We start from the raw sequence: 23,581 nt of genomic DNA, 5'->3' as shown, positions 1-23,581 counted from the left end.
GCTGCAAGCTACAGGCAAAACACCTCCATTAAGGCTTGACGGGTTCTTAGGGGCCGTCAGGCTGTTCTGGCTTGCAGCTTGCAGCTTGCAGCTTGCAGCTTGCAGCTTGCAGCTTGCAGCTTGCAGCTTGCAGCTTGCAGCTTGCAGCTTGCAGCTTGCAGCTTGCAGCTTGCAGCTTGCAGCTTGCAGTTAAAGCCTCCGATTCAACCACTCCAACAACGTCTGCCGGACTTCCGGGGCGCAGTAGTCGTTGAGGATTTCATGGCGGCCTTCCGGGCAGTCCAGGCGTTGCAGGGGCAGGGCGCGGCGGCGTAGGGCTTTTTCCAGCCGGTCCATGCCCTTGCCGCCGCCGCTCATCGGGTCCTTGCGGCCGCCCAGCAGCAGCACCGGCAGGTTTTTGGGCAGCGCCGCCAGGCCCTTGCCGGAGTGAATCCGGGCCAGGGCCGAGACCAGCGACACCCAGGTGGCGTTGGTGCATTGGAAGCCACACTTGGGGTCGTCGATGTAGGCGGCCACCTGGGCCGGGTCGTTGCTGAGCCAGTCGAACGGGGTGGCCGCGTCCGGCACGCTGCGTGCCCAGGCGCGGAAGGTGAGGGCGTCGATCAGGTTACTCAGGCCGCGCGGGCCCTGGCGGCGCTGCTGCCAGCGGATCACCGGCAGCAGCGTCCGGTAATAGCCGGCGGCGTGGTAGTCGCTGCCGCACAGCACCAGGCCGTCCAGGCGGTCGCCGAACCGTTCGGCGCCGGCCAGGGCCAGGAACGAGCCCATGCTGTGGCCGCCCAGCACCAGGGCGCCCGGTTGGCGCTCGGCCACCGTCTCCACCACTTTTTCCACGTCGTTGATGACCTTGTCCCAGCCGTCCTGGTCGGCGAAATGGCCGGGGGGCTGGTCGGTGTCCATGCTGATGCCGTGGCCGCGATGGTCCGGGCAGTACAGATTCCAGCCGTGCTCGGCGAGGATTTCACCCAGCGCCTGGTAGCGGGCGCCGTGCTCGCCCATGCCGTGCAGCCAGATCAAGGTGCCGATCGGGTCGGCGGCGCGCCATTCGTGCACGCCGATGCTGTGGCCGTCGCCGGCGCCAATTACGAAACAGTCCGAAGTCATGGTGGATGGGGTCCCCTGAAACAGTGCTGAACATGTATCATGATGAGCCTTGAGTGACCAGCTTCCCCACCCGCAAAGGAGTCGGTGTGATTCACTATCGGATTCGTCCCCTGAGACCGGAAGCCCATCTTTTCCAGGTGTCCCTGACGGTGGCCGAGCCCACCCCGGAAGGCCAGGGGCTGACCCTGCCGGCCTGGATTCCGGGCAGCTACATGATTCGTGATTTCGCCCGCCATATCGTCAGCCTGGAAGCCCGCGCCGGCGATCAGCCCCTGGACGTGGCCAAGATCGACAAGCAGACCTGGCAGTTGCCGCCGGTCAGCGGCCCGGTGACCGTGGACTATCAGGTCTACGCCTGGGACCTGTCGGTGCGCGGCGCCCACCTGGACACCACCCACGGCTATTTCAACGGCCCCTGTGTGTTCCTCGCCGCCATGGGTTTCGAGGACCAGCCCTGCCAGGTGGACATCGAGGCGCCGGAGGGCGCCGCCTATGGCACCTGGAAACTGGCCACCGGGCTGCAACGGGTGAGCGGCCCGGAGCTGGGCTTCGGCCGTTTCCGCGCCGACGACTATGACGCCCTGCTGGATCATCCGGTGGAGATGGGCGACTTCGAGCACGCCGAGTTCGAGGCCTGCGGCGTGCCCCACCAGGTGGTGCTCAGCGGCCGGCAGCGGGCGGACATGGCGCGGCTGTGCCGGGACCTGAAGCCGATCTGCGAGCACCATATCAAGCTGTTCGGCGAGCCGGCGCCCATGGACCGCTATGTGTTCATGACCCTGGTCACCAACGGCTATGGCGGCCTGGAGCACCGCAACTCCACCAGCCTGATGAGCCCGCGTACCGACCTGCCGCTGCGCACCGACGGCCCGGACCGGGTCCGTGACGGCTACCGGAGCTATCTGGGCCTGTGCAGCCACGAGTACTTCCATACCTGGAACGTGAAGCGCATCAAGCCGGCGGCGTTCACGCCGTTCGACCTGCGCGGCGAGGTGCACACCGAATTGCTGTGGGCGTTCGAGGGCATCACCAGCTACTACGACGACCTGTCCCTGGCGCGCACCGGGTTGATTAAACCGGAAAGCTATCTGGAGCTGCTGGGACAGACCATCACCCGGGTGTACCGGGGCGAGGGCCGCCACAAGCAGACCGTTACCGAATCCAGCTTTGATGCCTGGACACGCTTTTACAAGCGGGACGAAAACGCCCCCAACGCCATTGTCAGCTATTACGCCAAGGGCGCGCTGATCGCCCTGGCCCTGGACCTGACCCTGCGCCGGCTCACCGACGACGCCCGTGGCCTGGACGATCTGATGCGGCTGCTGTGGCAGCGTTATGGGCAGACCGGCGAAGGGGTGCCGGAGCAGGGCATCCGCCCGCTGGCGGAGGAAGTGGCCGGCGCCGACCTGGGCGATTTCTTCCGCCAGGCCCTGTACAGCACCGAGGACCTGCCGCTGGCGGAACTGCTGGCGGAGCGCGGTATCACCCTGCATTGGCGCGCCGCCGAAGGGCATGGCGACCTAGGTGGCAAACCAGGTGGCAAACCAGGGGCTGGAAAACCCGGCGCCGCCAGCGGCGAGGCGCCGGTGAACCTGGGCGTGCGGGTGGCCGCCGACCCGGCCGGCGCCCGGGTGCAACTGGCCTATGAGCAGGGCGCCGCCATGGCCGCCGGCCTGTCCGCCGGCGATGTGATCATCGCCGTGGACGGCCTCAAGGTGGACGCCGCCAATCTGGACACGATGCTGGCCGCCTACGCCGAGGGCGAGCGGGTGGAAGTGCACGCCTTCCGCCGCGATGAGTTGATGCGTTTCAGCGTCACCCTGGCGCCGTCCGAGGCCACCACCGCCTGGCTGAGCATCGACGGTGGCCATCTTAATGACAAAGGACGGGCGTGGTTGCTTAATCGCGGTTGATATGGCGATTGATATCGCGGCTGAAGCCGCTCCTACGGCGTTTTGGACACCGTGGGGGCGGCCGCTTTCCGCCAACACGGATTTTCATGACCGAAACTTCATTACAGGATCTTTATCAACGTCTGCGGCAGGCCCGGGGCGGTGATCGCCCGCGTCTGAAAAAACGCCTGGACGGCCTGGCCCGGCGTTTCAGCGCCGGCGGCCGCGACAAGGTGGCCGCCGCCATCGAGACCTCGGTGGCCGCCCGGGCCCGCCGCCAGGCGTTGGTGACGGCGCCGCTGGCGTGGCCGGACCTGCCGGTGGTGCGCCACCGGGAAGAGCTGGCGGCGGCCATCCGTGACCATCAGGTGGTGGTGGTGGCCGGCGAAACCGGCTCCGGCAAAACCACCCAGTTGCCCAAGATCTGCCTGGAGCTGGGCCGTGGCGTGGACGGTTACATCGGCCACACCCAGCCGCGCCGGCTGGCGGCCCGTTCGGTGGCGGCACGGCTGGCGGAGGAACTGCAAAGCCGGGTCGGCGAGAAGGTCGGCTACAAGGTGCGCTTCAGCGAGCAGGTGGGCGAGGACAGCCTGATCAAGCTGCTTACCGACGGCATGCTGCTCAGCGAAATTCAGAACGACCGGTTCCTGAATCAATACGACACCCTGATCATCGATGAGGCCCACGAGCGCAGTCTCAACATCGACTTTTTGCTCGGCTATCTGCGGCAGCTGCTGCCCCGGCGCCCGGATCTGAAGGTGATCATTACCTCCGCCACCATCGACCACCAGCGCTTCGCCGATCATTTCCAGGGCGCGCCGGTGTTCGAGGTGTCCGGGCGCACCTATCCGGTGGAACTCCGTTACCGGCCGTCGGAGGGAGAGCGGGACCTGGGGCCCCAGGTGGAGGACGTGCTGCGCGAAATCCAGCGCGAGGAACGCCGGGACGGGCCGCCGCCGGCTCGGGACGTGCTGGTGTTTCTCAGCGGCGAGCGGGACATTCGCGATGTCCATCATCACCTTAAACACTGTGATTTTCGGGACACCGAGCTGCTGCCCCTGTACGCGCGCCTGAGCGGCGCCGAGCAACAGCGGGTGTTTTCCTCGCACCGGGGCCGGCGGGTGGTGTTGAGCACCAACGTGGCGGAAACCTCCCTGACGGTGCCCGGTATTCGCTATGTGATCGACGCCGGCACCGCCCGCATCAGTCGCTACAGCGTGCACTCCAAGGTGCAGCGGCTGCCGGTGGAGCCGGTGTCCCAGGCCAGCGCCAACCAGCGTGCCGGGCGCAGTGGCCGGCTGATGCCGGGCATCTGCTTCCGGCTCTATGACGAGGACGACTTTCTGCAGCGGCCGGCGTTCACCGACCCGGAAATCCAGCGCACCAATCTGGCGGCGGTGATTCTGCAAATGGCGGATCTGCGCCTGGGATCGGTGGAGGACTTTCCGTTCATGGAGCCGCCGGACGGGCGCTTTATCCGCGACGGCTACCGGCTGCTGGAAGAACTGGGCGCCCTCGACAAGGGCCGCAAGCCCACCCCTCTGGGGCGCCAGTTGGCCCGCTTCCCGCTGGACCCGACCCTGGCGCGCATGGTGGTGGGCGGCGCCGACAAGAAGGCGCTCGCCGAGGTGCTGGTGATCGTCGCCGCCCTGGCGGTGCAGGATCCCCGGGAACGCCCGCGCGACAAACAGCAACAGGCGGACCAGGCCCACCAGCCGTTCGAGGACAAGGACAGTGATTTCCTGTGGTTCCTGAATCTGTGGCGCTGGGCGGAGGAGCAGCGTGAGGAACTGACCCGCAATCAGTTCGAGAAAACCCTGAAAAAGAGCTTTCTGGCGCCGTCGCGCATGCGCGAGTGGCGCGACACCCATCGGCAGTTGTTGCTGCTGGCCCGGGAGCAGGGCTGGGTGCTGAACGCCGAGCCGGCGGATTACCAGTCGGTGCACCGGGCGCTGCTGACCGGGCTGCTGGGCAATGTGATGCAGCGCAGCGAGGAGGGCGAGTGGCTGTCCACCCGCAACCGCAAGCCGCTGATCTGGCCGGGCTCCGCCTTGAGCAAGACCAAGGCGCGCTGGTTGATGGCCGCCGAGCAGGTGGAGACCAGCCGTTTGTTCGCCCGCTGCGTGGCCAGCATCGAGCCGCAGTGGGTGGAACAGGAAGCGGCCCACCTGATCAAGCGCCAGTACTTCGAACCGCACTGGTCGAAGAAGCGCGGCTGCGTGATGGCCAAGGAGCAGGTCAATCTGTTCGGCCTGATCCTGGCGTCCGGGCGGCGGGTGAACTACGGCCCCCTGGACCCGCAGCTGGCCCGGGAACTGATGATCCGCGAGGGCCTGGTGGCCGGCCAGCTGAGCCGCGAGCCCGCCTTCGTGAAGGCCAACCGGGAGCGCTTGGAACAGCTGGAGGCGATGGAACACAAGCTGCGCCGCCGGGACATTCTGGTGGACGAGGAGGCGCGGGTGGCGTTCTACGACGAACGGCTTCCGGACGGCCTGTACAGCCTGACCCATCTGGACACCTGGTACCGCAAGCAGGCCACCGAGGCCCAGCGTCGGGCGCTGCACATGGACGACGACTTCCTGTTGTCACGCAATCCGGAGGTGGGCGAGGAGGCGTTCCCCGACCGCCTGGAGCTGGATGGTCTGAGCCTGCCCCTGGAGTACAGTTTCGACCCCACCGGCGACACCGACGGCGTCACCCTGGTGCTGCCGGCGCCGGCCTTGGGGCAGGTGGATGACTGGCGCCTGGACTGGCTGGTGCCCGGTTTGCTGCGGGAAAAACTGGAAGCCCTGATCCGCGGCCTGCCCAAGGCCCGCCGGCGCCATTTCGTCCCGGTGCCCGATTTCGTCACCGCCCTGATGGAAGCGCTGTCGCCGGACCAGCCGTTGCTGCCGGCCATGACCCGGGCGTTGCAGCGCATCACCGGGGTCCGGGTGGAGCAGGAAGAATGGCCGGTGGACCGTCTGGCCGACCATCTGCGCATGAACGTGCGGGTGGTGGACGACCAGGGCAACACCCTGCGCGAAGGCCGTGACCCGGCGGCCCTGCGCCGCGCCTTCGCCGAGCAGGTGGCGGCGGCGCCGACGGTGGACGACGAGCCGGAGCTGGAAGGGCGCGACTGGTGCTTCGGCACCCTGCCGGACAGCGAGGAGCGCACGCAGGGCGGCCTGCGGTTGCGCCATTACCCGGCCCTGGAAGACCGGGGCGACCGGGTGGCGCTGCGGCGTTGTGCCGACGCCGCTGACGCCGCCTGGTACCACGGCTATGGCTGCGCGCGGCTGGCGTTGCTGGCGCTGGGCGACCAGGTGCGCGGGCTGAAACGCTTCGCCGGCCAGCGCCCGGGCTTCCAGAAACTGAAAGCGGAAAAATCCGAACTGGGCCGGCAGGGCCTGGAGCGGGTTCTGCTGCGCATCGCCGCCGAACATTTCCACTTTCACGACCAGCCGGTGCGCGACGCGGACAGCTGGCGTGCCCGGTTCGATGCCGGGCGCGGCGGTTTCGTGGCGGCGGCGGAAAAGGCGCTCAGCGACTACGGCGATCTGTTCGCCGCCTACCGCGACACCATGGCGCGGCTGGAAAAGAATTTTCCGCTGGCCTGGGCCCATGCCCACCGGGACCTGAAAACCCAGCTGGCGGATTTGTTTGGCGACGATTTTCCCCTGGCGCCGGAGTCGGAATGGTTGCGCGAATACCCCCGTTATCTGGCGGCGGTGACCCAGCGGCTGGAAAAACTGGGCGGCCAGACCGGCCGTGATCGGGCGCTGGTGGCGGAACTGGAGGATTACCGGGAGCGCTTCCAGCGCCGCGCCGGGGACACACCGGTCTGGCGGCAGCCGGAACCGCTGCGCCTGTTCCGCTGGATGATGGAGGAGTACCGGGTCAGCCTGTTCGCCCAGCCGTTGGGCACGCGGGTGACGGTGTCCGCCAAGCGGCTCAACAAGCAGTGGGAGGCCTGTTGAGCTTGGATCGCGACTGAAGTCGCTCCTACAGGGGTGATGCTGTAGGAGCGACTTCAGCCGCGATCCGAGCCACACCCTTTGCGCCGGACCTGTCATATCCGGATAATTGACCTATTTACACTGTCGAGGCGATCCCTGCCCGGGGCGCCCTTTGTGCGAGGACAGGCTTGTGACCCATTCCGTAGTGATCAGCGGGACCGGACTCTGGACCCCTGAAAAATCCATTACCAACGACGAACTGGTGGCTTCCTTCAACGAATACGTTGAGCGCCACAACCGCGAGCACGCGGCGGCCATCGAGGCCGGTGAACGGGAAGCACTGACCCCGTCCAACAGCGCCTTTATCGAAAAAGCCTCCGGCATCAAGCAGCGTTACGTGCTGGATAAGGAAGGCATCCTGGACCCGGACCGCCTGTGCCCGAGCATTCCCGAGCGCGGTGACGACGAACTGTCGGTGCAGGCGGAGATCGCCGTCAAGGCGGCGCGCCAGGCGCTGGACAACGCGGGCCTGAGCGCCGACGACCTGGACGCGGTGCTGGTGGCCTGTTCCAACATGCAGCGCGCCTATCCGGCCATGGCCGTGGAAGTGCAGCAGGCCCTGGGCATGGAACACGGTTGGGGTTATGACATGAACGTGGCCTGTTCCAGCGCCACCTTCGGTATCCAGACCGGCGTGGACGCGATCCGCAACGGCTCCGCCCGCCGCGTGCTGATGGTCAACCCGGAAATCTGTTCCGGTCACCTGGCCTGGCAGGATCGGGATTGCCATTTCATCTTCGGTGACGTGGCCACGGCGGTGATTCTGGAGCGCGCCGACGATGCTACCAGCGACACCCAGTGGGAAGTGCTGGGCACCCGGCTGCAGACCCGTTTTTCCAACAATATCCGTAATAATTTCGGTTTTCTGAACCGCACCGATCCGTCCGGCGTGGGCGCCCGCGACAAGCTGTTCCGCCAGGAAGGGCGCAAGGTGTTCAAGGAAGTCTGCCCGATGGTGGCGGAACAGATCACTTCCCACCTGAGCGATCTGCAGGTGCCGGTGAGCGACGTGAAACGCATGTGGCTGCACCAGGCCAACCTGAGCATGAACGAGTTTATCGCCCGCCGCGTGCTGGGCCGGGACGCGACCCGCGAGGAAGCACCGGTGATTCTGGACGATTACGCCAACACCAGCTCCGCCGGTTCGATCATCGCTTTTCACAAGCACAGCTCGGACCTGGACGTGGGCACCCACGGCGTGATCTGCTCCTTCGGTGCCGGTTACTCCATCGGCAGCGTGGTACTGAACCGGGTGCGCTGACAAAAAGAAACACTCGTCTCCACGTGATCTTTACCTGGTTCGTGTCTCTATGGGTGCTCGGCGCCACCCGCGCCGGGCACAATAAGCTTCATACAATCAGCGAATATGCGTTTCAGGAGATCGATCATGTCCAAAGAAAGAAAACTCAACCCGCTGGCCGCCACCCTTGGCGCCGCCGTCGTCGCTTCGGCAATGTCCATTCCCGCGGTACAGGCCGCCGACAACCCGTTCGGTGCCACCGATCTGCAGAGTGGCTATCAACTGGCCGGCGATCACTCCAAGGACGGTGAAGGCAAGTGCGGTGAAGGCACCTGCGGCGACAAGGGCGATAAGAAAGGCGAAGGCAGCTGCGGCGGCGCCGACAAGAAATCCGAGGGCAGCTGCGGCGGCAAAGGCTAAGCGGCCGATGCCCACTGTTCCTCTCGTGCCGGTAGTGTGTCTCCCATGACCCGCTTCCCCGTGACCGGTACCGGTCTGGGATTGCGACGGGCCCTGATGGGCCCGTTGTCCCAGGCGGTATCGCCTCCGGTGGACTTTCTGGAAGTGGCGCCGGAGAACTGGATTCCCATGGGCGGGCGGTTGAGGCGTGAGTTCCGCGCCTTTACCGAACGCTTCCCCTCTGTCAGCCATGGCCTGAGTTTGTCATTGGGCGGCCCCGAGCCGCTGGATTTCGAGCTGCTTGGTCAGATCAAGGGGTTTCTCGCCGAACACCGCGTGCTCTGTTACACCGAGCATCTGAGCTATTGCGGTGACCACGGCCATCTTTACGATCTGATGCCGATTCCCTTTACCGAGGAAGCGGTGCACTACGTGGCGGAACGTATCCGCCGGGTGCAGGATTTTCTCGGCCAGCGCATTGGCATCGAACACGTCAGTTACTACGCCACGCCGCCGGTGCAGGAAAGCGCCGCCCTGGGCGAGCTGGAGTTCGTGCGCGCGGTGCTGGAAGAGGCCGACTGCGGCCTGTTGCTGGACGTGAACAATGCCTATGTGAATGGCATCAATCACGGCTACGATGCCGCCGATTTCATCCGTGGCCTGCCCGGCGAGCGCATTTTCTATGTGCACGTGGCCGGCCATTACGACGAAGCCGAAGACCTGAAGGTGGACACCCACGGCGCCGAGGTGATCGACCCGGTATGGCGGCTTCTGGAAGTGGCTTACCGTGAATTCGGGGTGCTGCCCACCTTGCTGGAGCGCGACTTCAACTTTCCGCCGTTCGAGGCGCTGTGCGATGAGCTGCGCCATATCGGTGATATGCAGCGGGCCCACCACGACCAGGGCGCCGCCCGGTCGATCCGGAGCGCCTGATGGAGCCGGAGTTCCAGCGCATCCAGCGGCAATTCGCCGCCCATCTCCGTGATCCCGAGCGCCACCCGCCGCCGGGCGGTATCGAGGAGCGGCGGCTGGCGGTCTACCGCAAGCTGTTCTTCAACAACATCAACGGCTTCCTGGAAAAGGGCTTTCCGGTACTGCGCTCGCTCCATGACGAGCCGGCCTGGCGGGCTCTGGTGCGCGCCTTCTTCCACGACCACGGCTCACGGTCGCCGTATTTTCTCGATATCGCCGGGGAGTTCGTGACGTTTTTGTCGGAGGAATACCAGCCCGGCGACGACGCCCCGCCGTTTCTGGTGGAGCTGGCCCATTACGAATGGATGGAGGTGGTGCTGGAAACCGCCCAGGAGCCGGCCGCCGTCCCGGTCCAGCCGGACGGGGACCTGCTGCACGGCGCCCCCTGCCTGTCGCCCCTGCACCGGGTGTTGGGGTACCGCTGGCCGGTGCACCGGATCGGCCCGGACCATCGCCCGACCACGCCGCCGGAGCAGCCGGTGTGGCTGCTGATCTATCGGGACCAGGCCGAAAGCGTGGCGTTTATGGAAATCAACGCCGCCACCGCCCGCCTGCTGGCGCTGACCGAGGCGCACCCGGACGCCAGCGGCGAACAGCTGCTGGCGCGCCTGGGCGAGGAAATGGGCCACCCGGCCCCGGCCGCCCTGCGGACATTCGGCGCCGACCTGCTGGCCGGCCTGCGCCAGCGCGGCGTGATCCTGGGTACCCGCCCGGGGCAAGACCACTAGACAACGCCCCGGTGGCCGGGGCAACGGCGGTTGCCGGCCTGTCGGCGGTTGCCCTGCCCACCGGGCGCGCCGCTATAATGCGCCCACGACAAAATGACAAATAAAGGACTTTTGCCCGTGCGCGTATGGATTCCTGCTCTGTTATGGGTCGCCCTGGCCGGCTGTGCTCACTCGCCTTCCCAATCTCCCGCCGAGGAAGCGTCGCCCCCGTCCCAGGCCCCGGCCCGGGATGATCCCCGTGCCGCCGGCGCCGCCGATACCGCTGAAGCTGCTGACGCCGCCGATGGCGCCGATATGGCCGATGCCGGTGACGATTGGGGCGAGGCGTCCACGCCCTTTGATCGCGGCGGCGCCGCCGAGTTCGAGAAGCGCGACCCCTGGCAGGGCTTCAACCGCAAGATCTTCGGCTTCAACGATTTCGTCGACCGCTACGCCATCAAGCCCACCGCCAAGGGCTACCGCTGGATCACCCCCCAGTGGCTGGACGACACGGTGACGCGCTTTTTCAGCAACCTGGCCGACATCGGCGACTCCATCAACTATGCGCTGCAATGGCGCTGGGGGGAGGCCGGTAGCAACCTGGGCCGCTTCACGGTGAACACCACCCTGGGTCTGGCCGGGCTGTTCGACGTGGCCAGCGATATGAACCTGAACAACTCCGACACCAACCTGGATGTCACCCTGGGCCGCTGGGGCGTGCCGTCCGGCCCCTATCTGGTGCTGCCGATCCTGGGGCCGTCGTCGGTGCGTGACACCGGCACCCTGTACCCCAGCGCCTATCTGTGGCCGCCCACCTACATCGACGATGACCTGACCCGCTACGGCGTGGCGGCGCTGTACGGCATTGATCTGCGCGCGGATCTGTTGGACCTGGAGAAAAATATCGTCGGTGACCGCTACACCTTTATCCGCAACGCCTACCTGCAGCGGCGGCTGGTGCAGATCGAGGGACCGGACGCGGCGGCGCCGCCGCTGCCGGACGAGGACCCGGACATGAATGGTGACGACGGCTGGTAAGCCGAACCCGGCGTAGGAGCGGCTTCAGCCGCGATCATGGGTTGTTATCACCCGGATCGCGGCTGAAGCCGCTCCTACGTGGAGGGTGGGGGAGGGTTACTGCTCGCCGAGGGCGGCCAGCTTGCCGCGAATGTAGTCGCCGTGGGACACGTACAACAGGTCGGAAACCCGCCGGATCAGCTGCTCTTCGTGAACGTCCGCCTTGCCGTCGGCGGCGGCGATGGCCCACATGTCATAGATCAGCCGGACCCGGGTCTCCGGGTCCCAGCGTTCGCGCAGGGGCAGGGTGAACTCGAACAGATCGGTGGCGGCTTCCACCCGTTCGCGCAGTTCCGCCACGATGTCGTCCATCTCGGTCTGGTCCAGTTGCCAGTGCCGTTTTACCGCCTGGACCAGCAGACGTTCTTCCTGTTCGTCCACCTTGCCGTCGGTGCGCGCCACCTCCATTAACAGGGCGGCGGCGGCGCGGTGCAGGTCCTGGGTACTGGTTTCGGTGGTCCGCTGTTCAGTGGGGAACAGGCGGGCAAGCCATTTCACGCGGCGATCTCCTCCTCGCTGAGCCGTAGTTCCAAAGCCCGCTGGTCGGCGGCGAAACGCCGGATGCCGTCGCTGAGCAGATCGCAGGCCATGGGGTTGTCATTCAGTGACCAGCGAAACGCCGCTTCGTTCATTGGCTGCCAGTCGCTTTCCGGTTCCACGCTGGTATCTTCCAGGCGCCGCTCCAGCTCGCCGTGGTCGTTGGCCAGCTCGTCCAGCAGCGCCGGGCTGATGGTCAGGCGGTCGCAGCCGGCCAGGGCTTCGATCTCGGCGGCGTTACGGAAGCTGGCGCCCATCACGATGGTTTCCAGGCCCCGGGCCTTCAACAGGTGGAAGATACGGCGCACGGACTGCACGCCCGGGTCCTGGTCGATATGGTTGATCTCCAGCCCCTGTTTGACGTGCCAGTCGCGGATACGGCCCACGAACGGGGAGATCAGGGTGGCGCCGGCCTCGGCGGCGGCCAGCGCCTGCTCCACCGCGAACACCAGGGTCAGATTGCAGTGGATGCCTTCCTCTTCCAGCACGCGGGCCGCCTGGATGCCTTCCCAGGTGGCGGCGGCCTTGATCAGAATCCGGTCGCTGTCCACGCCCAGTTCCCGGTACAGGGCGATTAACCGGCGGCCCTTTTCCACGGTGGCGGCGGCGTCGAACGACAGGCGCGCGTCCACCTCGGTGGAGACCAGCCCGGGAATATGTTCCAGCACCGCCTGGCCGGTCACGCAGGCGAAGGCGTCGCAGCACCAGGCCAGGTCGTCGCCATGGCCCATTTCCCGGGCCAGCTCACGGGCTTGATCGAGCAGGTAGCGGAAGCGCTCGTCGCGGGCCGCGGCGAGCAGCAGGGACGGGTTGGTGGTGGCATCGTGGGGACGCAGGGTGGCGATCTTCTCCAGGTCGCCGGTATCCGCCACCACCGTGGTCCATTGTTCCAGTTGTTGCCGTTTGCTCGTCATGATCTGCACCTTCCTGTTGGCGCGCCGTCCTGGCGGCCTGCGTTGCATGAGTGTTCAAGAAGCAGCATAGCCAACGGTGGCCGCGTCCAAAAGAGCCAGTGCTTCTTCGAATACCTTTGGCGTGGCGTCCCGGCGGTGGGCGTTCTCGCTGAGATGGCGGCGGTAGGCCCGGGCACCGGGCACCGCCTGAAACAGATTGAGCGCATGGCGCAGCACGTGTTTGGGGTGCACGCCCTCCGCGTGGCGGCGCCGCAGGTAGGGCAGAAACGCCTCCGCCACCGCGCGCCGGTCCGGCGCCGGGCCCGGCTCGCCGAACACGCGGCTGTCCACGTCGGCCAGGAACCAGGGGTTCATGTAGGCCTCGCGGCCCACCATCAGGCCGTCCACCTGGCCCAGGTGGGCGAGCATGCCGTCGATGTCGCGCAGCCCGCCATTGAGGATGATCTCCAGGTGCGGGAAATCCTGCTTGATGGCGTAGGCGCGCTCATAGATCAACGGTGGGATGTCCCGGTTTTCCTTGGGCGACAGCCCCGCCAGGATGGCCTTGCGGGCATGGATGGTCAGGCTGCGACAACCGGCCCGGTCCATATGGCTGACGAAGCGGTGCAGGAAAGCGTAGTCGTCCTGGTCATCGATGCCGATACGGGTTTTCACCGTCACCGGCACGTCGGTGGCCGCGCTCATGGCGTCCACGCAACGGGCCACCTGATCCGGCTCCGCCATCAGCACGGCGCCGATCTTGCCTTGCTGAACCCGGTCCGACGGGCAGCCCACGTTCAGATTGATTTCGTCATAGCCGTAGTCGGCGCAGATCCGCGCCGCCTCCGCCAACTGGGCCGGGTCGCTGCCGCCCAGCTGCACCGCCAGCGGGTGCTCGGCGGCGTCGAAGCCCAGCAGCCGGTCCCGGTCGCCATGGATCACCGCCGGCGCCACCACCATCTCGGTATAGAGCAGGGTACGCTGGGTGATCAGCCGCGCCAGATAGCGGAAGTCGCGGGTGGTGTAGGCCATCATTGGCGCAATGGAAAAACGCCGGGACAAGGGGGCCGGCGCGGGGGCCGCCGGGGGGCCGGGACAGACCGCCGGGGCGCTGGGGGAAAGATGATCGGACATGGCGCCGATTATCGCACGGCGATGACGGCAACGGGAAACCGGGCGAACCGAAAAACACCGAAAACAAAGGTATATTCGTGTAAAAGCATCTTGCCGGGTTTTTCTGCTTCGTCTTTCATAGACAACACCGAAGACAACGCAGGGAGAAAACCATGTTGGGATGGAGTCTGATTTTTCTCGTTATTGCCATTATCGCAGGGGTACTGGGGTTTGGTGGTATCGCCGGCACGGCAGCCGGCATCGCCAAGATTCTGTTTGTGGTCTTTTTGGTGATCTGGATCGTGAGTCTGGTGCTGGGACGCCGACGCTGACGGCTTTTCCGCACCAGTAGCCGGTTCCTTCCGGGACCGGCTGATAAGAGGGCCCGCATCTTCTATAATGCGGGCCCTCTTGTTTTTGTATCCGGCCACGGAGTCAGCATGACCGTTCGCACCCGGGTGGCGCCTTCACCCACCGGCGACCCCCACGTGGGCACCGCCTACATCGCTCTGTTCAATCTCTGCTACGCCCGCCAGCATGGCGGTCAGTTCATCCTTCGTATCGAGGACACCGATCAGAGCCGCTCCACCGACGCCTCCGAACAGGCGATCCTGGATTCGCTGCGCTGGCTCGGTCTGGACTGGGACGAGGGCCCGGACGTGGGCGGCCCCCATGGCCCCTACCGCCAGAGCGAACGGGCGGATATCTACCGGGAGCACGCCGAGCGGCTGCTGGCCGAGGGGCACGCCTTCAAGTGCTACCGCAGCGCCGAGGAACTGGACCAGCTGCGCGCCGCGCTCAAGGAAGCCGGCGAGAACCGGGCGCTCAAGCCCGAGGATCTGGAGCTGGACGCCGACGAGCAGGCCCGCCGCGAGGCCGCCGGCGCCCCCTATGTGATCCGTATGCGGGTGCCCCGGGATGGCCGCTGTGAAATCCACGACCTGCTGCGCGGCCCGGTGGAACTGGACTGGGCCCTGGTGGACGCGCAGATCCTGCTCAAGTCCGATGGCATGCCCACCTACCACCTGGCCAATGTGGTGGATGACCACCTGATGGAAATCACCCATGTGCTGAGGGGCGAGGAATGGCTCAACTCCGCGCCCAAGCACAAGCTGCTCTATGAGTACTTCGGCTGGGACATGCCGGTGCTGTGCCATATGCCGCTGCTGCGCAACCCGGACAAATCCAAGCTCAGCAAGCGCAAGAACCCCACCAGCATCAACTACTACCGCCGCATGGGCTTTCTGCCCGAGGCGGTGGTCAACTACCTGGGCCGCATGGGCTGGTCCATGCCCGACGAGCGGGAACGCTTCACCCTGGACGACATGCAGGCCGCCTTCGACATCCAGCGGGTGTCCCTGGGCGGGCCGGTGTTCGACGTGGAGAAGCTTAGCTGGCTGAACGGCCAATGGCTGCGTGACCTGTCCGACGAACAGTTCCTGGACCAACTGGTGCACTGGGCCTTCAACCGGGACTACGCCCTGAAGGTGCTGCCCCACGTCAAACAGCGGGTGGAGACCTTCGGTGAGGTGATCGACAAGGCCGGCTTCTGTTTCGCCGGCCAGGTGACCGTGACGGAAGCGGACTTCCAGCACCCCAACCACGACCTGGATGCCCAGAAGCAATGGCTGCAGTTCTATCTGTGGGCCTGCGAAGCCCGCCGCGACTGGCAACGGGACGGACTGTTCGCCGACGCCAAGACTCTGGCGGACGCCCTGGGCGTGAAGATCAAGGACTTCCTGTTCCCGGTATTCGTGGCCATTGCCGGCACCAGCGCCAGCTTTTCGGTGGTGGACAGCATGGAAGTGCTGGGCCCGGACCTGAGCCGCGCCCGACTGCGCCACGCCATCGAGGTGCTGGGTGGCGTCTCAAAGAAGCAAACCAAGAAGCTGGAAAAGGAATTCGGTGCACTTTTTCAACAAACTGATTAAGCGTTGAGCAGACGGACACCGAACCGTCAAAAACCGCCGGCGAGTGCTTGACAGGGTAGGGGCGCTGCGTAAAATACGCGGCTCCACACAGGGCATGACCCGGTGGGACAGTTTTGGGGCCATAGCTCAGCTGGGAGAGCGCTACAATGGCATTGTAGAGGTCGGCGGTTCGATCCCGCCTGGCTCCACCAAATACGTCCCCTTCGTCTAGTGGCCTAGGACACCGCCCTTTCACGGCGGTAACAGGGGTTCGACTCCCCTAGGGGACGCCAAATAAAAAAGCCCCGGCTCCGGGGCTTTTTTATTTGGCGTTTCACCTCTGGGGGAGGCGCACTCCCCTAGGGGGTGAGCCGGGAATTCGCGAAGCACAGCTTCGCGCCGGCGAACGCCGGAAATCTGTGATTTCCGGCGGGGCCGCCTAGGCCGGGCTGCCCCAGGATACCTGTTGTTGCCTCTCGACGAAGCCGAAAGCCCAGGCTGGCACGCTTTTGTAGGAGCGGCTTCAGCCGCGATCGGCCTGGCGTCATCTTCATCGCGACTGAAGTCGCTCCTACAGCGATCCTGGAAGGGGCGCAGTCCCGAGGATACTTGTCGTTGCCCCTCGACGAAGCCCGAAGCCCAGGCTGGCACGCTTTTGTAGGAGCGGCTTCAGCCGCGATCGGTTCTGGCGTCAACGTTATCGCGACTGAAGCCGCTCCTACAGTCGCTCCTAAACGCCCAGCCGTCGGATGGTGAGCACGTGGGCGATGTTCTCGCCGTCCCAGATGTATTCGTAATGGGTGGCGGGGGTGACCGATTGGATCAGGTGCGGAGAGAGCAGGGCGAAGCAGAGGGCGCCTTCATGGCGCACGGAGCCGTAGGCCAGGCCGTGCTCGTCGGCGTCGAACAGGCTCCGGCCGAGCCGCCGCGCCGGGCCGTAGTCGTCCGGCCGGTACCAGCCGTGGTCGTCCCGGTAGGGCGTATGGATGTCGCGCAGCCGGGCGCTGAAGCGCACCCGCAGGCCACGCATGACGATGCGGTCGTATTTGAGCCCGGGCACGTTCCGAAAATAATGCTGCTGGTGGTAGCGGGTCTCGGCGATGGCGGTGGCCATGCGCTCGGCGCAGTAGAACACGCCGTAGTCGCCGTCGGAGAAGCGCGAGCCCAGCGGGCTGAGATGCACGAACGGGCCGAGCGCGTAGTTGCAGCCGGGAATTCCCCAGGGGCGGCGATCCGGCGGCACCCGGTGCAGCTCGCCCACCTGCATCCGCAGGCGCGGATTGGTGAGCGCCTGGACCGCGTAGAGCGCCTCGAAGTCGGCCTGATCGGCCACGTCGTCGAAGATCTCGATGGGCGGGTACCTGCCATTCACCAGCCGGTAGGCGTCCTGATCCGGAAACCCGTGCAGCGGCAGATCCTCGGGGACCGTCACCACTGGCCTCCGCGCAGGCTGTCCAGTTGCCGGTTCACCTCATAGAGACTGGCCACGCGGCCGTTGCTCATCACATCCATGGGGCTGGCGCCGTTGAAGAACGGGTTGTGGTTGGGCAGCCGCACGAACCCGTACACGTTCTCCTTGTTGGCGAACAGGGTGCGCAGTGCCTGATGGATATTCAGCAGATAGCTGAGCCGTTCCAGCAGGTCGTTGCTGATGCGCGCGCTGTCCGGGCGGCCTTGATACTTGTGCAGGGTGGAGCGGCCGACCCCGAGCAGGGCCATCTTTTCCTTCTCCGAGCACTGCCAGTGCTCGAACAGACGCAACACCGCCCGCAGTGCCGCATGGCGGGCTTGATCATCCAGAGGTTGGGCAGCCGGAACCGCTTGCATGGGGCTTCTCCTCGAAAAGGTTACGTCCATAGTAAGCGAATAAAGCCTTTAATGTCCACAAATGGACATTAACCCCCGGGCGGACTGTCAAACAATGTTCAAACACCCGGGGACGGCGAAACCGCCGTTGCCCGCCGGGGTCTTTTCACCGAGCCTTTGCGAACCGGAACAGGGAGAAGGGAATGCGTATCGTCGTGGCACTGGCACTGTTGATCAGCGGTTTGTCCGCCGCCCAACCCACAGCGGCCAGTGAGCGGGCCAATAACCAGCGGGACTATGCCTGGGTGGACGCCCACCTGCACTACGTGGACTTCATGCAGGAGAGCGAGGGCAGCGCCGCCATGCTCAAGGCCATGGACCGGGCCGGGGTGGAGCAGGCCTGGGTGTTCGGTTTGCCGGTAATGAAGAAATGGGAAGCCAGCGCGCCGCGCCGGCCCCGCTATTATCTGGGCGACGAAGCGCCGCTCTACTACTACAGCGCCACCGACGACCTGCTGGCCCGGGCCCTGCTGAAGCTGCCGGAATCCCAGCGGCGCCGGCTGATTCCCTTTATCAGTGGCTTCAACCCCACCGACATGCACGCGGCCCGCCACGTGGAGGCGCTGATCGAGCGCTACCCGGGGCTGTGGCGGGGCATCGGCGAGGTGATTACCCGCCACGATGACCTGACCGCCCTGACCAGTGGCGAGACGCCCCGGGCCAACCATCCGGCGCTGATGAAGGTGTACGACCTGGCCGGCCGCTACCAGCTGCCGGTGCTGCTGCACAGCAACCTGACCTCGCTGCGCGAGGAAACGCCGATTTATCTGCAGGAACTGGAGGACGCGCTGGCGGCGCACCCGGACACCCGTTTCGTGCTGGCCCATGCCGGCACCAGTGGCGGGGTGGAGAAGCGCCAGGCGCCGCTGGATACGCTGCCGGAGATCATCCGGGCGCTGCTGGACCGCTACGACAATCTTTACATCGACCTGTCCTGGAGCGTCCGCGAGCACTATCTGCTCGATGACGGCGAGCCGGACGACAGCTGGCTGAAGCTGATCGAGGACCACCCGGATCGCTTTACCCTGGGCACCGATCTGGTGGGCCATTTCGACAGCATGAAGAAGATTCTCGACGCCTACCGGCCGCTGCTGGGCGCGCTGCCGGAGGACGTGGCCCGGGCGCTGGCCCGGGACAACGCCCTGGCGCTGGTGCCGGAGCAGGGCGCCCGGGCCAAGCCCGACCGCCAGGACTGATCAGTCCTGGTCGCGGTCCCGGCGCAGCCGGCGTAGCAGGCTGGAGGTGTCCCAGCGGCCGCCGCCCATGGCCTGCACTTCCTTGTAGAACTCGTTGATCAGGGCGGTGGTCGGCAGGCTGCTGCCCAGGCGGGTGGCCTCGGCCAGGCAGATGTCCAGATCCTTGCGCATCCAGTCCACGGCGAAACCGTGGTCGTACTGGTCGGCCAGCATGGTGCGGTGGCGGTTGACCAGCTGCCAGGAGCCGCCGGCGCCGGCGCCGATCACCTGCATGGCCTTTTCCGCGTCCAGGCCGGCATCCCGGGCGAAGGAGATCGCCTCCGCCACCCCCTGGATAACGCTGGCCACGCAGATCTGGTTGGCCATCTTGGTGAGCTGGCCCTGACCCACCGGGCCCATGTGCACCACGGTCTTGCCGTAGTGGGCGAGCACCGGCGACAGCCGCTCGAAGGTGGCCGGCGCGGCGCCGCACATGATCGACAGCTGGCCGTTTTCCGCGCCTTGCTGGCCGCCGGACACCGGCGCGTCCATGAAGTGGGCGCCTTGCTCGCGGCAGGCCGCGTCCAGGGTCTCCGCCATGGTGGCACTGGCGGTGGTGTGGTCCACCAGCACCGCGTCCGGCTCCAGGGCCGACACCGCGCCATCCTGCTCCAGGGTCACCTGGCGCAGGTCCCGGTCATTGCCCACGCACACGAACACCAACCCGGCGCCCCGGGCGGCCTGGGCCGGGGTATCCGCCCGGCCGCCGCCGTATTCCTCCACCCAGCGCCGCGCCTTGTCCGCGCTGCGGTTGTAGACGGTAACCTGAATCCCGGCGCGGGCCAGGTGGCCGGCCATCGGGTAGCCCATATTGCCCAGGCCGATAAAGGCGGCGGTGGTCATGGCATTACTCCTGACGGGGGGTGAGCGGGTAAACGGCGAAGCTGTCGCGGGTCAGGCTGCCCAGGTACAGGCGCTGGCCGTGCTGCTCCACGCTGGTGATCGGCGCGAAGGCGCCTTCGTCCTGGTGCTGCAGGTTGGCGGTGACCTGGCCTTGCTCGTCCAGGCCCAGCACGAAGGCATGGCGGGCCGGCTGCGGTTGCATGAAGGCCGGCAGACGGAACACCAGCTTGCGCAGCAGCGGTTTGTCGGAGAGTGCGTCCAGGGTGTCGTTGCGCGGCGCGAACAGGGCCACCCAGAAGGTGCCATCGCCGTTGGCGGAGATGCCGTCCGGAATGCCCGGCAAATTGTCGAAGAACACCTCATGCTGGCCGGCCCGGTCGCCCTTGAGCCAGTAGCGCAGCACGTTATAGCTGCCGGTCTGGGTGACCACCACGAAGTCCTCGTCCCGGGACAGGGCCACGCCGTTGGCGAACTGCAGGCCGTCGATCAGCACCGTGGTGGCGCCGGTGGCCGGGTCGAAGCGCAGGAAGCGGCCGTGGCCGCCGTGCTCCATGATGTCGTCCCGGGCGTGCATGGCCGGGCCGAACTTGGAGGAGGCGTCGGTGAAATAGACGGTGCCGTCGGAGGCCACGTCCACGTCGTCGGTAAAGCGGAACGGCACGCCGTCGGCACTGTCGGTGAGCACGGTGAGGGCGCCGGAGTCCGGGTTGACCCGCAGCAGGCCCCGGTAGCCGTCGGCCACCACCAGGGTGCCGTCCGGGGCGAAGTCCAGGCCCAGGGGGCGGCCGTCCGTGTTGACGATCAGGTCCGGATCGCTACCGTCCGGGTTGAAGCGCACCAGTCGTCCGTCCTGGTAGCCCACGTACAGATTGCCGGCCTCGTCGATGGCCACGTCTTCCGGGCCCACCCCTTCTCCGGCGGCCAGGCGCCCCACGCCGTCGAGCTTGTCATTGATCCCGTAGCGGCCTTCCAGGGCCGGCGCCGCCGGCGCCTGCCAGGCCACCGGTTCCACCGGCACCGGCCAGAACAATAAATAGGCGGCCAGCGCCACAATGATCAGTGCCACGATGATTTTTTTCATTGTCTTTCCCTATCAGACTGATCCAGAAACTCCGGTCAGCAGTGTAGGCACTGGGTGGGCATAAAAAAAGCCGCCCGGAGGCGGCTTTTCGGATCGACGCGGAGCGCGTGTTACTTGCGCTCGTTGAGCGGCACCATGGTGCGCTCTTTCTCGCCGGTGTAGAGCTGGCGGGGGCGGCCGATCTTGTAGGGGTTGGAGATCATCTCGTTCCAGTGCGCGATCCAGCCCACGGTGCGGGACAGGGCGAAGATCACGGTGAACATGGAGGTCGGGATGCCAATCGCCTTGAGGATGATGCCGGAGTAGAAGTCCACGTTCGGGAACAGCTTCTTCTCCTTGAAGTAGGGATCGCTGAGCGCGATTTCTTCCAGCTTCATGGCCAGCTCGAGCTTGGGATCGTTGACGCCCAGCTCGTTGAGCACCTCGTGGCAGGACTCACGCATCACGGTGGCGCGCGGGTCGTAGTTCTTGTACACCCGGTGGCCGAAGCCCATCAGCTTGAACGGATCGTTCTTGTCCTTCGCCTTGGCGATGTAGGTTTCGATCTGGCTGATGTCGCCGATTTCGTCGAGCATGTTCAGCACTGCTTCGTTGGCACCGCCGTGGGCGGGACCCCACAGGGCGGAGATGCCGGCGGCGATGCAGGCGAACGGGTTGGCGCCGGAGGAGCCCGCCAGACGCACCGTGGAGGTGGAGGCGTTCTGCTCGTGGTCGGCGTGCAGGATGAAAATCTTGTCCATGGCCCGCGCCAGGGTCGGGCTGACCTGGGTTTCCTCGCACGGATTACCGAACATCATGTGCAGGAAGTTTTCCGCGTAGCCGAGGTCGTTGCGCGGATACATCAGCGGCTGGCCGAGGCCGTACTTGTAGCACATCGCCGCGATCGTCGGCATCTTGGCGATCAGCCGATAGGCGGTGATCTCACGGTGCTCGGGATTGGTGATGTCCAGGGAGTCGTGGTAGAAGGCGGACAGGGCGCCCACCACGCCGCACATGATCGCCATGGGATGGGCGTCACGGCGGAAGCCGTTGAAGAAATTGCGGATTTGCTCGTGCACCATGGTGTGGTTTTTCACGGTGCCGACAAAGGCCTCTTTCTGCTCGGCATTCGGCAGTTCGCCGTTGAGCAGCAGGTAGCACACTTCAAGGTAGTCGGACTTGGCGGCCAGATCCTCGATGGAGTAGCCCCGGTGCAGCAGCTTACCGACTTCACCATCAATATAGGTGATCTTGGATTCGCAGGAGGCGGTGGACGTGAAGCCCGGGTCGAAGGTAAACAGGCCATTGGCGGTCAGGGAGGAAACGTCGATCTCATCGCGGCCCAGGGTAGGCGTCAGGATCGGCAATTCCAGATCGTCGCGGCCCTCTACCTTGAGAATGGCTTTCTTCTCGGTCATGGGAATTTCTCCTCGGTGTATAGAGGGTACACCCGCCGGGCGCGCGATTAACCTGGTGGCTCAATCGCCGTGGGTCCCGTGGGGAAGGTCCTCCAGAGCGCGGGGGACGTTAAAGTTTTGATGGGTCTTTGTCAACGAGAAGCCGGCGCCCCCGTTGGCCACTTTTGTAGGGTAAACAGTCGATTACACGCACCGGCAGAGGGCATTCCGCTGCCGCCTGCCGCCCGGGCGCCGGGCAAAGGGCTTTGGAAAACAAGCGATTAAGGGCGGGGGAGGGCGTTCGTCCCGGGCCCCTTCACGAGCCGGCCACACCGGTTCCGTCTACTATAAAAACAGGTGGTTGACGTTTGTTTTGCCGCAGGCGCGGCGATATACTGCCGCCCGCGACGAAGTCTCCCGCCTGCGCCGCCCGGACCCCATGGCCCGGCATGGCGTGGTGATCAGGCTTCAGTGGGCTCCACCCCGGCCCGGGCAGCATCGGCCAAACCTCACAGGTGTTACGACGCCGCCGTTGGTGCCAAGTTCCCGACAACCGCTCCGGTCACCGCCGGGGCCCGGCAAAAGTGTAGGCTACCGTGAACGACAAGAGACCCGTTAACCTCGATCTGACGACGATCAAGTTCCCGGTCACCGCCATTGCGTCCATCACCCACCGCATTACCGGTGTGGCCATCTTCGTGGCCCTGCCCGTGTTGCTGTGGATGATGGATCGCTCCCTGGCGTCCCCCGAGAGCTTTGCGGACCTGAAACAAGTGATGACCTCGCCCTTCGCCAAACTGGTGCTGTGGGCGATCCTGTCCTTTATTTCCTATCACCTGGTGGCCGGCATCCGCCACCTGATCATGGACGCCGGCGTGGGTGAGACCCTCGAAGGCGGCCGACGTGGCGCCAAGCTCACGTTCATCGTCACCGTGGTGCTGATTCTGCTGGCAGGAGCCTGGATATGGTAACGAGCGTAACGAGCCTTGGCCGTAACGGCCTTTATGACTGGCTGATTCAACGGGTCTCCGCCGTGGTGATCGCGGTGTATGTGATCGGCATGGTCGGCTATCTGATCTGCAACAGTGATCTGGATTACGCCACCTGGAGTGCCTTCATGGGTTCGGTGCCGATGCGCATCGCCAATACCCTGATGCTGTTCTCCGTGGCCGCCCATACCTGGATCGGCCTGTGGAGCGTGACCACCGACTACCTGACCAGCCTGACGTTTGGCAAGGCCGCCACCAGTGTTCGTCTGGTGGGGCAAATGGCCATCGCGCTGCTGCTGCTGGTCTACATCCTTTGGGGTCTGCTGACGATCTGGGGAGGCGCATAACC

Annotated in this window: 21 protein-coding genes and 2 tRNA genes; 14 read left to right on the top strand and 9 right to left on the bottom strand. The window is 65.6% G+C overall.

The features are described 5' to 3' along the window. Window positions 1-189: 189 nt before the first annotated feature. Window positions 190-1,104, bottom strand: coding sequence for an alpha/beta fold hydrolase (locus FGS76_RS07055; protein ID WP_138771916.1), 915 nt, complete (start codon window positions 1,102-1,104; stop codon window positions 190-192). Window positions 1,105-1,190: 86 nt separating this feature from the next. On the opposite strand from FGS76_RS07055, the gene FGS76_RS07050 reads away from it, so the two are divergent. The 7 genes from FGS76_RS07050 to FGS76_RS07020 all read left to right on the top strand — a co-directional run bounded on the left by FGS76_RS07050 (window position 1,191) and on the right by FGS76_RS07020 (window position 11,350). Beyond that, a complete protein-coding gene (locus tag FGS76_RS07050; RefSeq protein ID WP_138771915.1) occupies window positions 1,191-3,017 on the top strand; it encodes a M61 family metallopeptidase in 1,827 nt (608 codons plus the stop codon). An 86-nt stretch (window positions 3,018-3,103) separates the two neighbouring features. Beyond that, a complete protein-coding gene (gene hrpA, locus FGS76_RS07045; protein WP_138771914.1) occupies window positions 3,104-6,955 on the top strand; it encodes an ATP-dependent RNA helicase HrpA in 3,852 nt (1,283 codons plus the stop codon). Between the two features lie 169 nt (window positions 6,956-7,124). Further along, window positions 7,125-8,255, top strand: coding sequence for a beta-ketoacyl-ACP synthase III (locus FGS76_RS07040; protein ID WP_138771913.1), 1,131 nt, complete (start codon window positions 7,125-7,127; stop codon window positions 8,253-8,255). 126 nt (window positions 8,256-8,381) lie between these two features. Further along, complete coding sequence (locus FGS76_RS07035) at window positions 8,382-8,654, top strand: hypothetical protein (RefSeq protein WP_138771912.1); 273 nt, start codon at window positions 8,382-8,384, stop codon at window positions 8,652-8,654. A gap of 45 nt (window positions 8,655-8,699) precedes the next feature. After that, window positions 8,700-9,566: an HvfB family MNIO-type RiPP peptide maturase gene (locus FGS76_RS07030; RefSeq protein WP_138771911.1), complete on the top strand. Its 867-nt coding sequence runs from the start codon at window positions 8,700-8,702 to the stop codon at window positions 9,564-9,566. Beyond that, window positions 9,566-10,333: an HvfC family RiPP maturation protein gene (locus FGS76_RS07025; RefSeq protein ID WP_240692452.1), complete on the top strand. Its 768-nt coding sequence runs from the start codon at window positions 9,566-9,568 to the stop codon at window positions 10,331-10,333. The genes FGS76_RS07030 and FGS76_RS07025 overlap by 1 nt, the downstream gene beginning before the upstream one ends. Window positions 10,334-10,450: 117 nt before the next feature. Next, window positions 10,451-11,350, top strand: coding sequence for an MlaA family lipoprotein (locus FGS76_RS07020; RefSeq protein ID WP_240692451.1), 900 nt, complete (start codon window positions 10,451-10,453; stop codon window positions 11,348-11,350). A gap of 96 nt (window positions 11,351-11,446) precedes the next feature. On the opposite strand, the gene FGS76_RS07015 is transcribed toward FGS76_RS07020, so the two are convergent. Genes FGS76_RS07015 through dusA form a run of 3 tightly spaced genes read right to left on the bottom strand, consistent with a single transcriptional unit; the run spans window position 11,447 to window position 13,953 of the window. Next, complete coding sequence (locus FGS76_RS07015; RefSeq protein ID WP_138771909.1) at window positions 11,447-11,887, bottom strand: tellurite resistance TerB family protein; 441 nt, start codon at window positions 11,885-11,887, stop codon at window positions 11,447-11,449. Then, window positions 11,884-12,840, bottom strand: coding sequence for a transaldolase (locus FGS76_RS07010; RefSeq protein WP_138771908.1), 957 nt, complete (start codon window positions 12,838-12,840; stop codon window positions 11,884-11,886). The genes FGS76_RS07015 and FGS76_RS07010 overlap by 4 nt, the downstream gene beginning before the upstream one ends. A gap of 54 nt (window positions 12,841-12,894) precedes the next feature. After that, window positions 12,895-13,953: a tRNA dihydrouridine(20/20a) synthase DusA gene (gene dusA / locus FGS76_RS07005; RefSeq protein ID WP_138771907.1), complete on the bottom strand. Its 1,059-nt coding sequence runs from the start codon at window positions 13,951-13,953 to the stop codon at window positions 12,895-12,897. 152 nt (window positions 13,954-14,105) lie between these two features. Between dusA and FGS76_RS07000 the strand changes: the two genes are divergently transcribed. From FGS76_RS07000 to FGS76_RS06985, 4 genes are all read left to right on the top strand, one after another. Further along, window positions 14,106-14,264 carry a DUF1328 domain-containing protein gene (locus FGS76_RS07000; RefSeq protein ID WP_138771906.1) on the top strand — a complete coding sequence of 53 codons (159 nt, stop codon included), beginning with the start codon at window positions 14,106-14,108 and terminating at the stop codon, window positions 14,262-14,264. A 108-nt stretch (window positions 14,265-14,372) separates the two neighbouring features. After that, window positions 14,373-15,863, top strand: coding sequence for a glutamate--tRNA ligase (gene gltX / locus FGS76_RS06995; RefSeq protein ID WP_138771905.1), 1,491 nt, complete (start codon window positions 14,373-14,375; stop codon window positions 15,861-15,863). Between the two features lie 115 nt (window positions 15,864-15,978). Beyond that, a tRNA-Ala gene (locus FGS76_RS06990) sits at window positions 15,979-16,054 on the top strand. Window positions 16,055-16,059: 5 nt separating this feature from the next. Then, window positions 16,060-16,135: transfer RNA gene (locus FGS76_RS06985), tRNA-Glu, on the top strand. Between the two features lie 437 nt (window positions 16,136-16,572). On the opposite strand, the gene FGS76_RS06980 is transcribed toward FGS76_RS06985, so the two are convergent. Both FGS76_RS06980 and FGS76_RS06975 read right to left on the bottom strand, forming a co-directional pair. Continuing rightward, window positions 16,573-17,274 (bottom strand): RES family NAD+ phosphorylase, encoded by a 702-nt coding sequence (locus tag FGS76_RS06980; protein ID WP_138771904.1) that lies wholly within the window; start codon window positions 17,272-17,274, stop codon window positions 16,573-16,575. Then, window positions 17,271-17,669 (bottom strand): MbcA/ParS/Xre antitoxin family protein, encoded by a 399-nt coding sequence (locus FGS76_RS06975; RefSeq protein ID WP_138771903.1) that lies wholly within the window; start codon window positions 17,667-17,669, stop codon window positions 17,271-17,273. Before FGS76_RS06975 ends, FGS76_RS06980 begins: the two co-directional genes overlap by 4 nt. 182 nt (window positions 17,670-17,851) lie before the next feature. Between FGS76_RS06975 and FGS76_RS06970 the strand changes: the two genes are divergently transcribed. Further along, the gene (locus FGS76_RS06970) at window positions 17,852-18,904 is read left to right on the top strand and encodes an amidohydrolase family protein (protein WP_138771902.1); all 1,053 of its coding nucleotides are present in this window, start codon (window positions 17,852-17,854) and stop codon (window positions 18,902-18,904) included. Here FGS76_RS06970 and FGS76_RS06965 read toward each other — a convergent pair whose 3' ends face one another. The 3 genes from FGS76_RS06965 to gltA all read right to left on the bottom strand — a co-directional run bounded on the left by FGS76_RS06965 (window position 18,905) and on the right by gltA (window position 22,264). Next, window positions 18,905-19,786 carry an NAD(P)-dependent oxidoreductase gene (locus FGS76_RS06965; RefSeq protein WP_138771901.1) on the bottom strand — a complete coding sequence of 294 codons (882 nt, stop codon included), beginning with the start codon at window positions 19,784-19,786 and terminating at the stop codon, window positions 18,905-18,907. It abuts the gene before it with no gap. 4 nt (window positions 19,787-19,790) lie between these two features. Further along, a complete protein-coding gene (locus FGS76_RS06960) occupies window positions 19,791-20,867 on the bottom strand; it encodes an SMP-30/gluconolactonase/LRE family protein (RefSeq protein WP_138771900.1) in 1,077 nt (358 codons plus the stop codon). Between the two features lie 110 nt (window positions 20,868-20,977). Next, window positions 20,978-22,264: a citrate synthase gene (gene gltA / locus FGS76_RS06955; RefSeq protein ID WP_138771899.1), complete on the bottom strand. Its 1,287-nt coding sequence runs from the start codon at window positions 22,262-22,264 to the stop codon at window positions 20,978-20,980. A 575-nt stretch (window positions 22,265-22,839) separates the two neighbouring features. Here gltA and sdhC point away from each other — a divergent pair. Both sdhC and sdhD read left to right on the top strand, forming a co-directional pair. Further along, a complete protein-coding gene (gene sdhC / locus FGS76_RS06950; protein ID WP_138771898.1) occupies window positions 22,840-23,214 on the top strand; it encodes a succinate dehydrogenase, cytochrome b556 subunit in 375 nt (124 codons plus the stop codon). Next, on the top strand, window positions 23,208-23,579 hold the full coding sequence (gene sdhD, locus FGS76_RS06945) for a succinate dehydrogenase, hydrophobic membrane anchor protein (RefSeq protein ID WP_138771897.1): 372 nt from the start codon (window positions 23,208-23,210) through the stop codon (window positions 23,577-23,579). Before sdhC ends, sdhD begins: the two co-directional genes overlap by 7 nt. The last annotated feature ends 2 nt before the right edge of the window (window positions 23,580-23,581 follow it).

It is taken from the genome of Alloalcanivorax gelatiniphagus (assembly GCF_005938655.1).
GTDB lineage: Bacteria > Pseudomonadota > Gammaproteobacteria > Pseudomonadales > Alcanivoracaceae > Alloalcanivorax > Alloalcanivorax gelatiniphagus.
This window is presented reverse-complemented; position numbering and strand designations above follow the sequence as displayed.

What these genes read in the sequence shown, in the direction of transcription:
- FGS76_RS07055 (WP_138771916.1), bottom strand. Translation starts at nt 1,104, where the DNA reads ATGACTTCGGACTGTTTCGTAATTGGCGCCGGCGACGGCCACAGCATC.
- hrpA (WP_138771914.1), top strand. Translation starts at nt 3,104, where the DNA reads ATGACCGAAACTTCATTACAGGATCTTTATCAACGTCTGCGGCAGGCC.
- FGS76_RS07035 (WP_138771912.1), top strand. Translation starts at nt 8,382, where the DNA reads ATGTCCAAAGAAAGAAAACTCAACCCGCTGGCCGCCACCCTTGGCGCC.
- FGS76_RS07030 (WP_138771911.1), top strand. Translation starts at nt 8,700, where the DNA reads ATGACCCGCTTCCCCGTGACCGGTACCGGTCTGGGATTGCGACGGGCC.
- FGS76_RS07025 (WP_240692452.1), top strand. Translation starts at nt 9,566, where the DNA reads ATGGAGCCGGAGTTCCAGCGCATCCAGCGGCAATTCGCCGCCCATCTC.
- FGS76_RS07010 (WP_138771908.1), bottom strand. Translation starts at nt 12,840, where the DNA reads ATGACGAGCAAACGGCAACAACTGGAACAATGGACCACGGTGGTGGCG.
- dusA (WP_138771907.1), bottom strand. Translation starts at nt 13,953, where the DNA reads ATGTCCGATCATCTTTCCCCCAGCGCCCCGGCGGTCTGTCCCGGCCCC.
- FGS76_RS07000 (WP_138771906.1), top strand. Translation starts at nt 14,106, where the DNA reads ATGTTGGGATGGAGTCTGATTTTTCTCGTTATTGCCATTATCGCAGGG.
- gltX (WP_138771905.1), top strand. Translation starts at nt 14,373, where the DNA reads ATGACCGTTCGCACCCGGGTGGCGCCTTCACCCACCGGCGACCCCCAC.
- FGS76_RS06975 (WP_138771903.1), bottom strand. Translation starts at nt 17,669, where the DNA reads ATGCAAGCGGTTCCGGCTGCCCAACCTCTGGATGATCAAGCCCGCCAT.
- FGS76_RS06970 (WP_138771902.1), top strand. Translation starts at nt 17,852, where the DNA reads ATGCGTATCGTCGTGGCACTGGCACTGTTGATCAGCGGTTTGTCCGCC.
- FGS76_RS06965 (WP_138771901.1), bottom strand. Translation starts at nt 19,786, where the DNA reads ATGACCACCGCCGCCTTTATCGGCCTGGGCAATATGGGCTACCCGATG.
- FGS76_RS06960 (WP_138771900.1), bottom strand. Translation starts at nt 20,867, where the DNA reads ATGAAAAAAATCATCGTGGCACTGATCATTGTGGCGCTGGCCGCCTAT.
- gltA (WP_138771899.1), bottom strand. Translation starts at nt 22,264, where the DNA reads ATGACCGAGAAGAAAGCCATTCTCAAGGTAGAGGGCCGCGACGATCTG.
- sdhD (WP_138771897.1), top strand. Translation starts at nt 23,208, where the DNA reads ATGGTAACGAGCGTAACGAGCCTTGGCCGTAACGGCCTTTATGACTGG.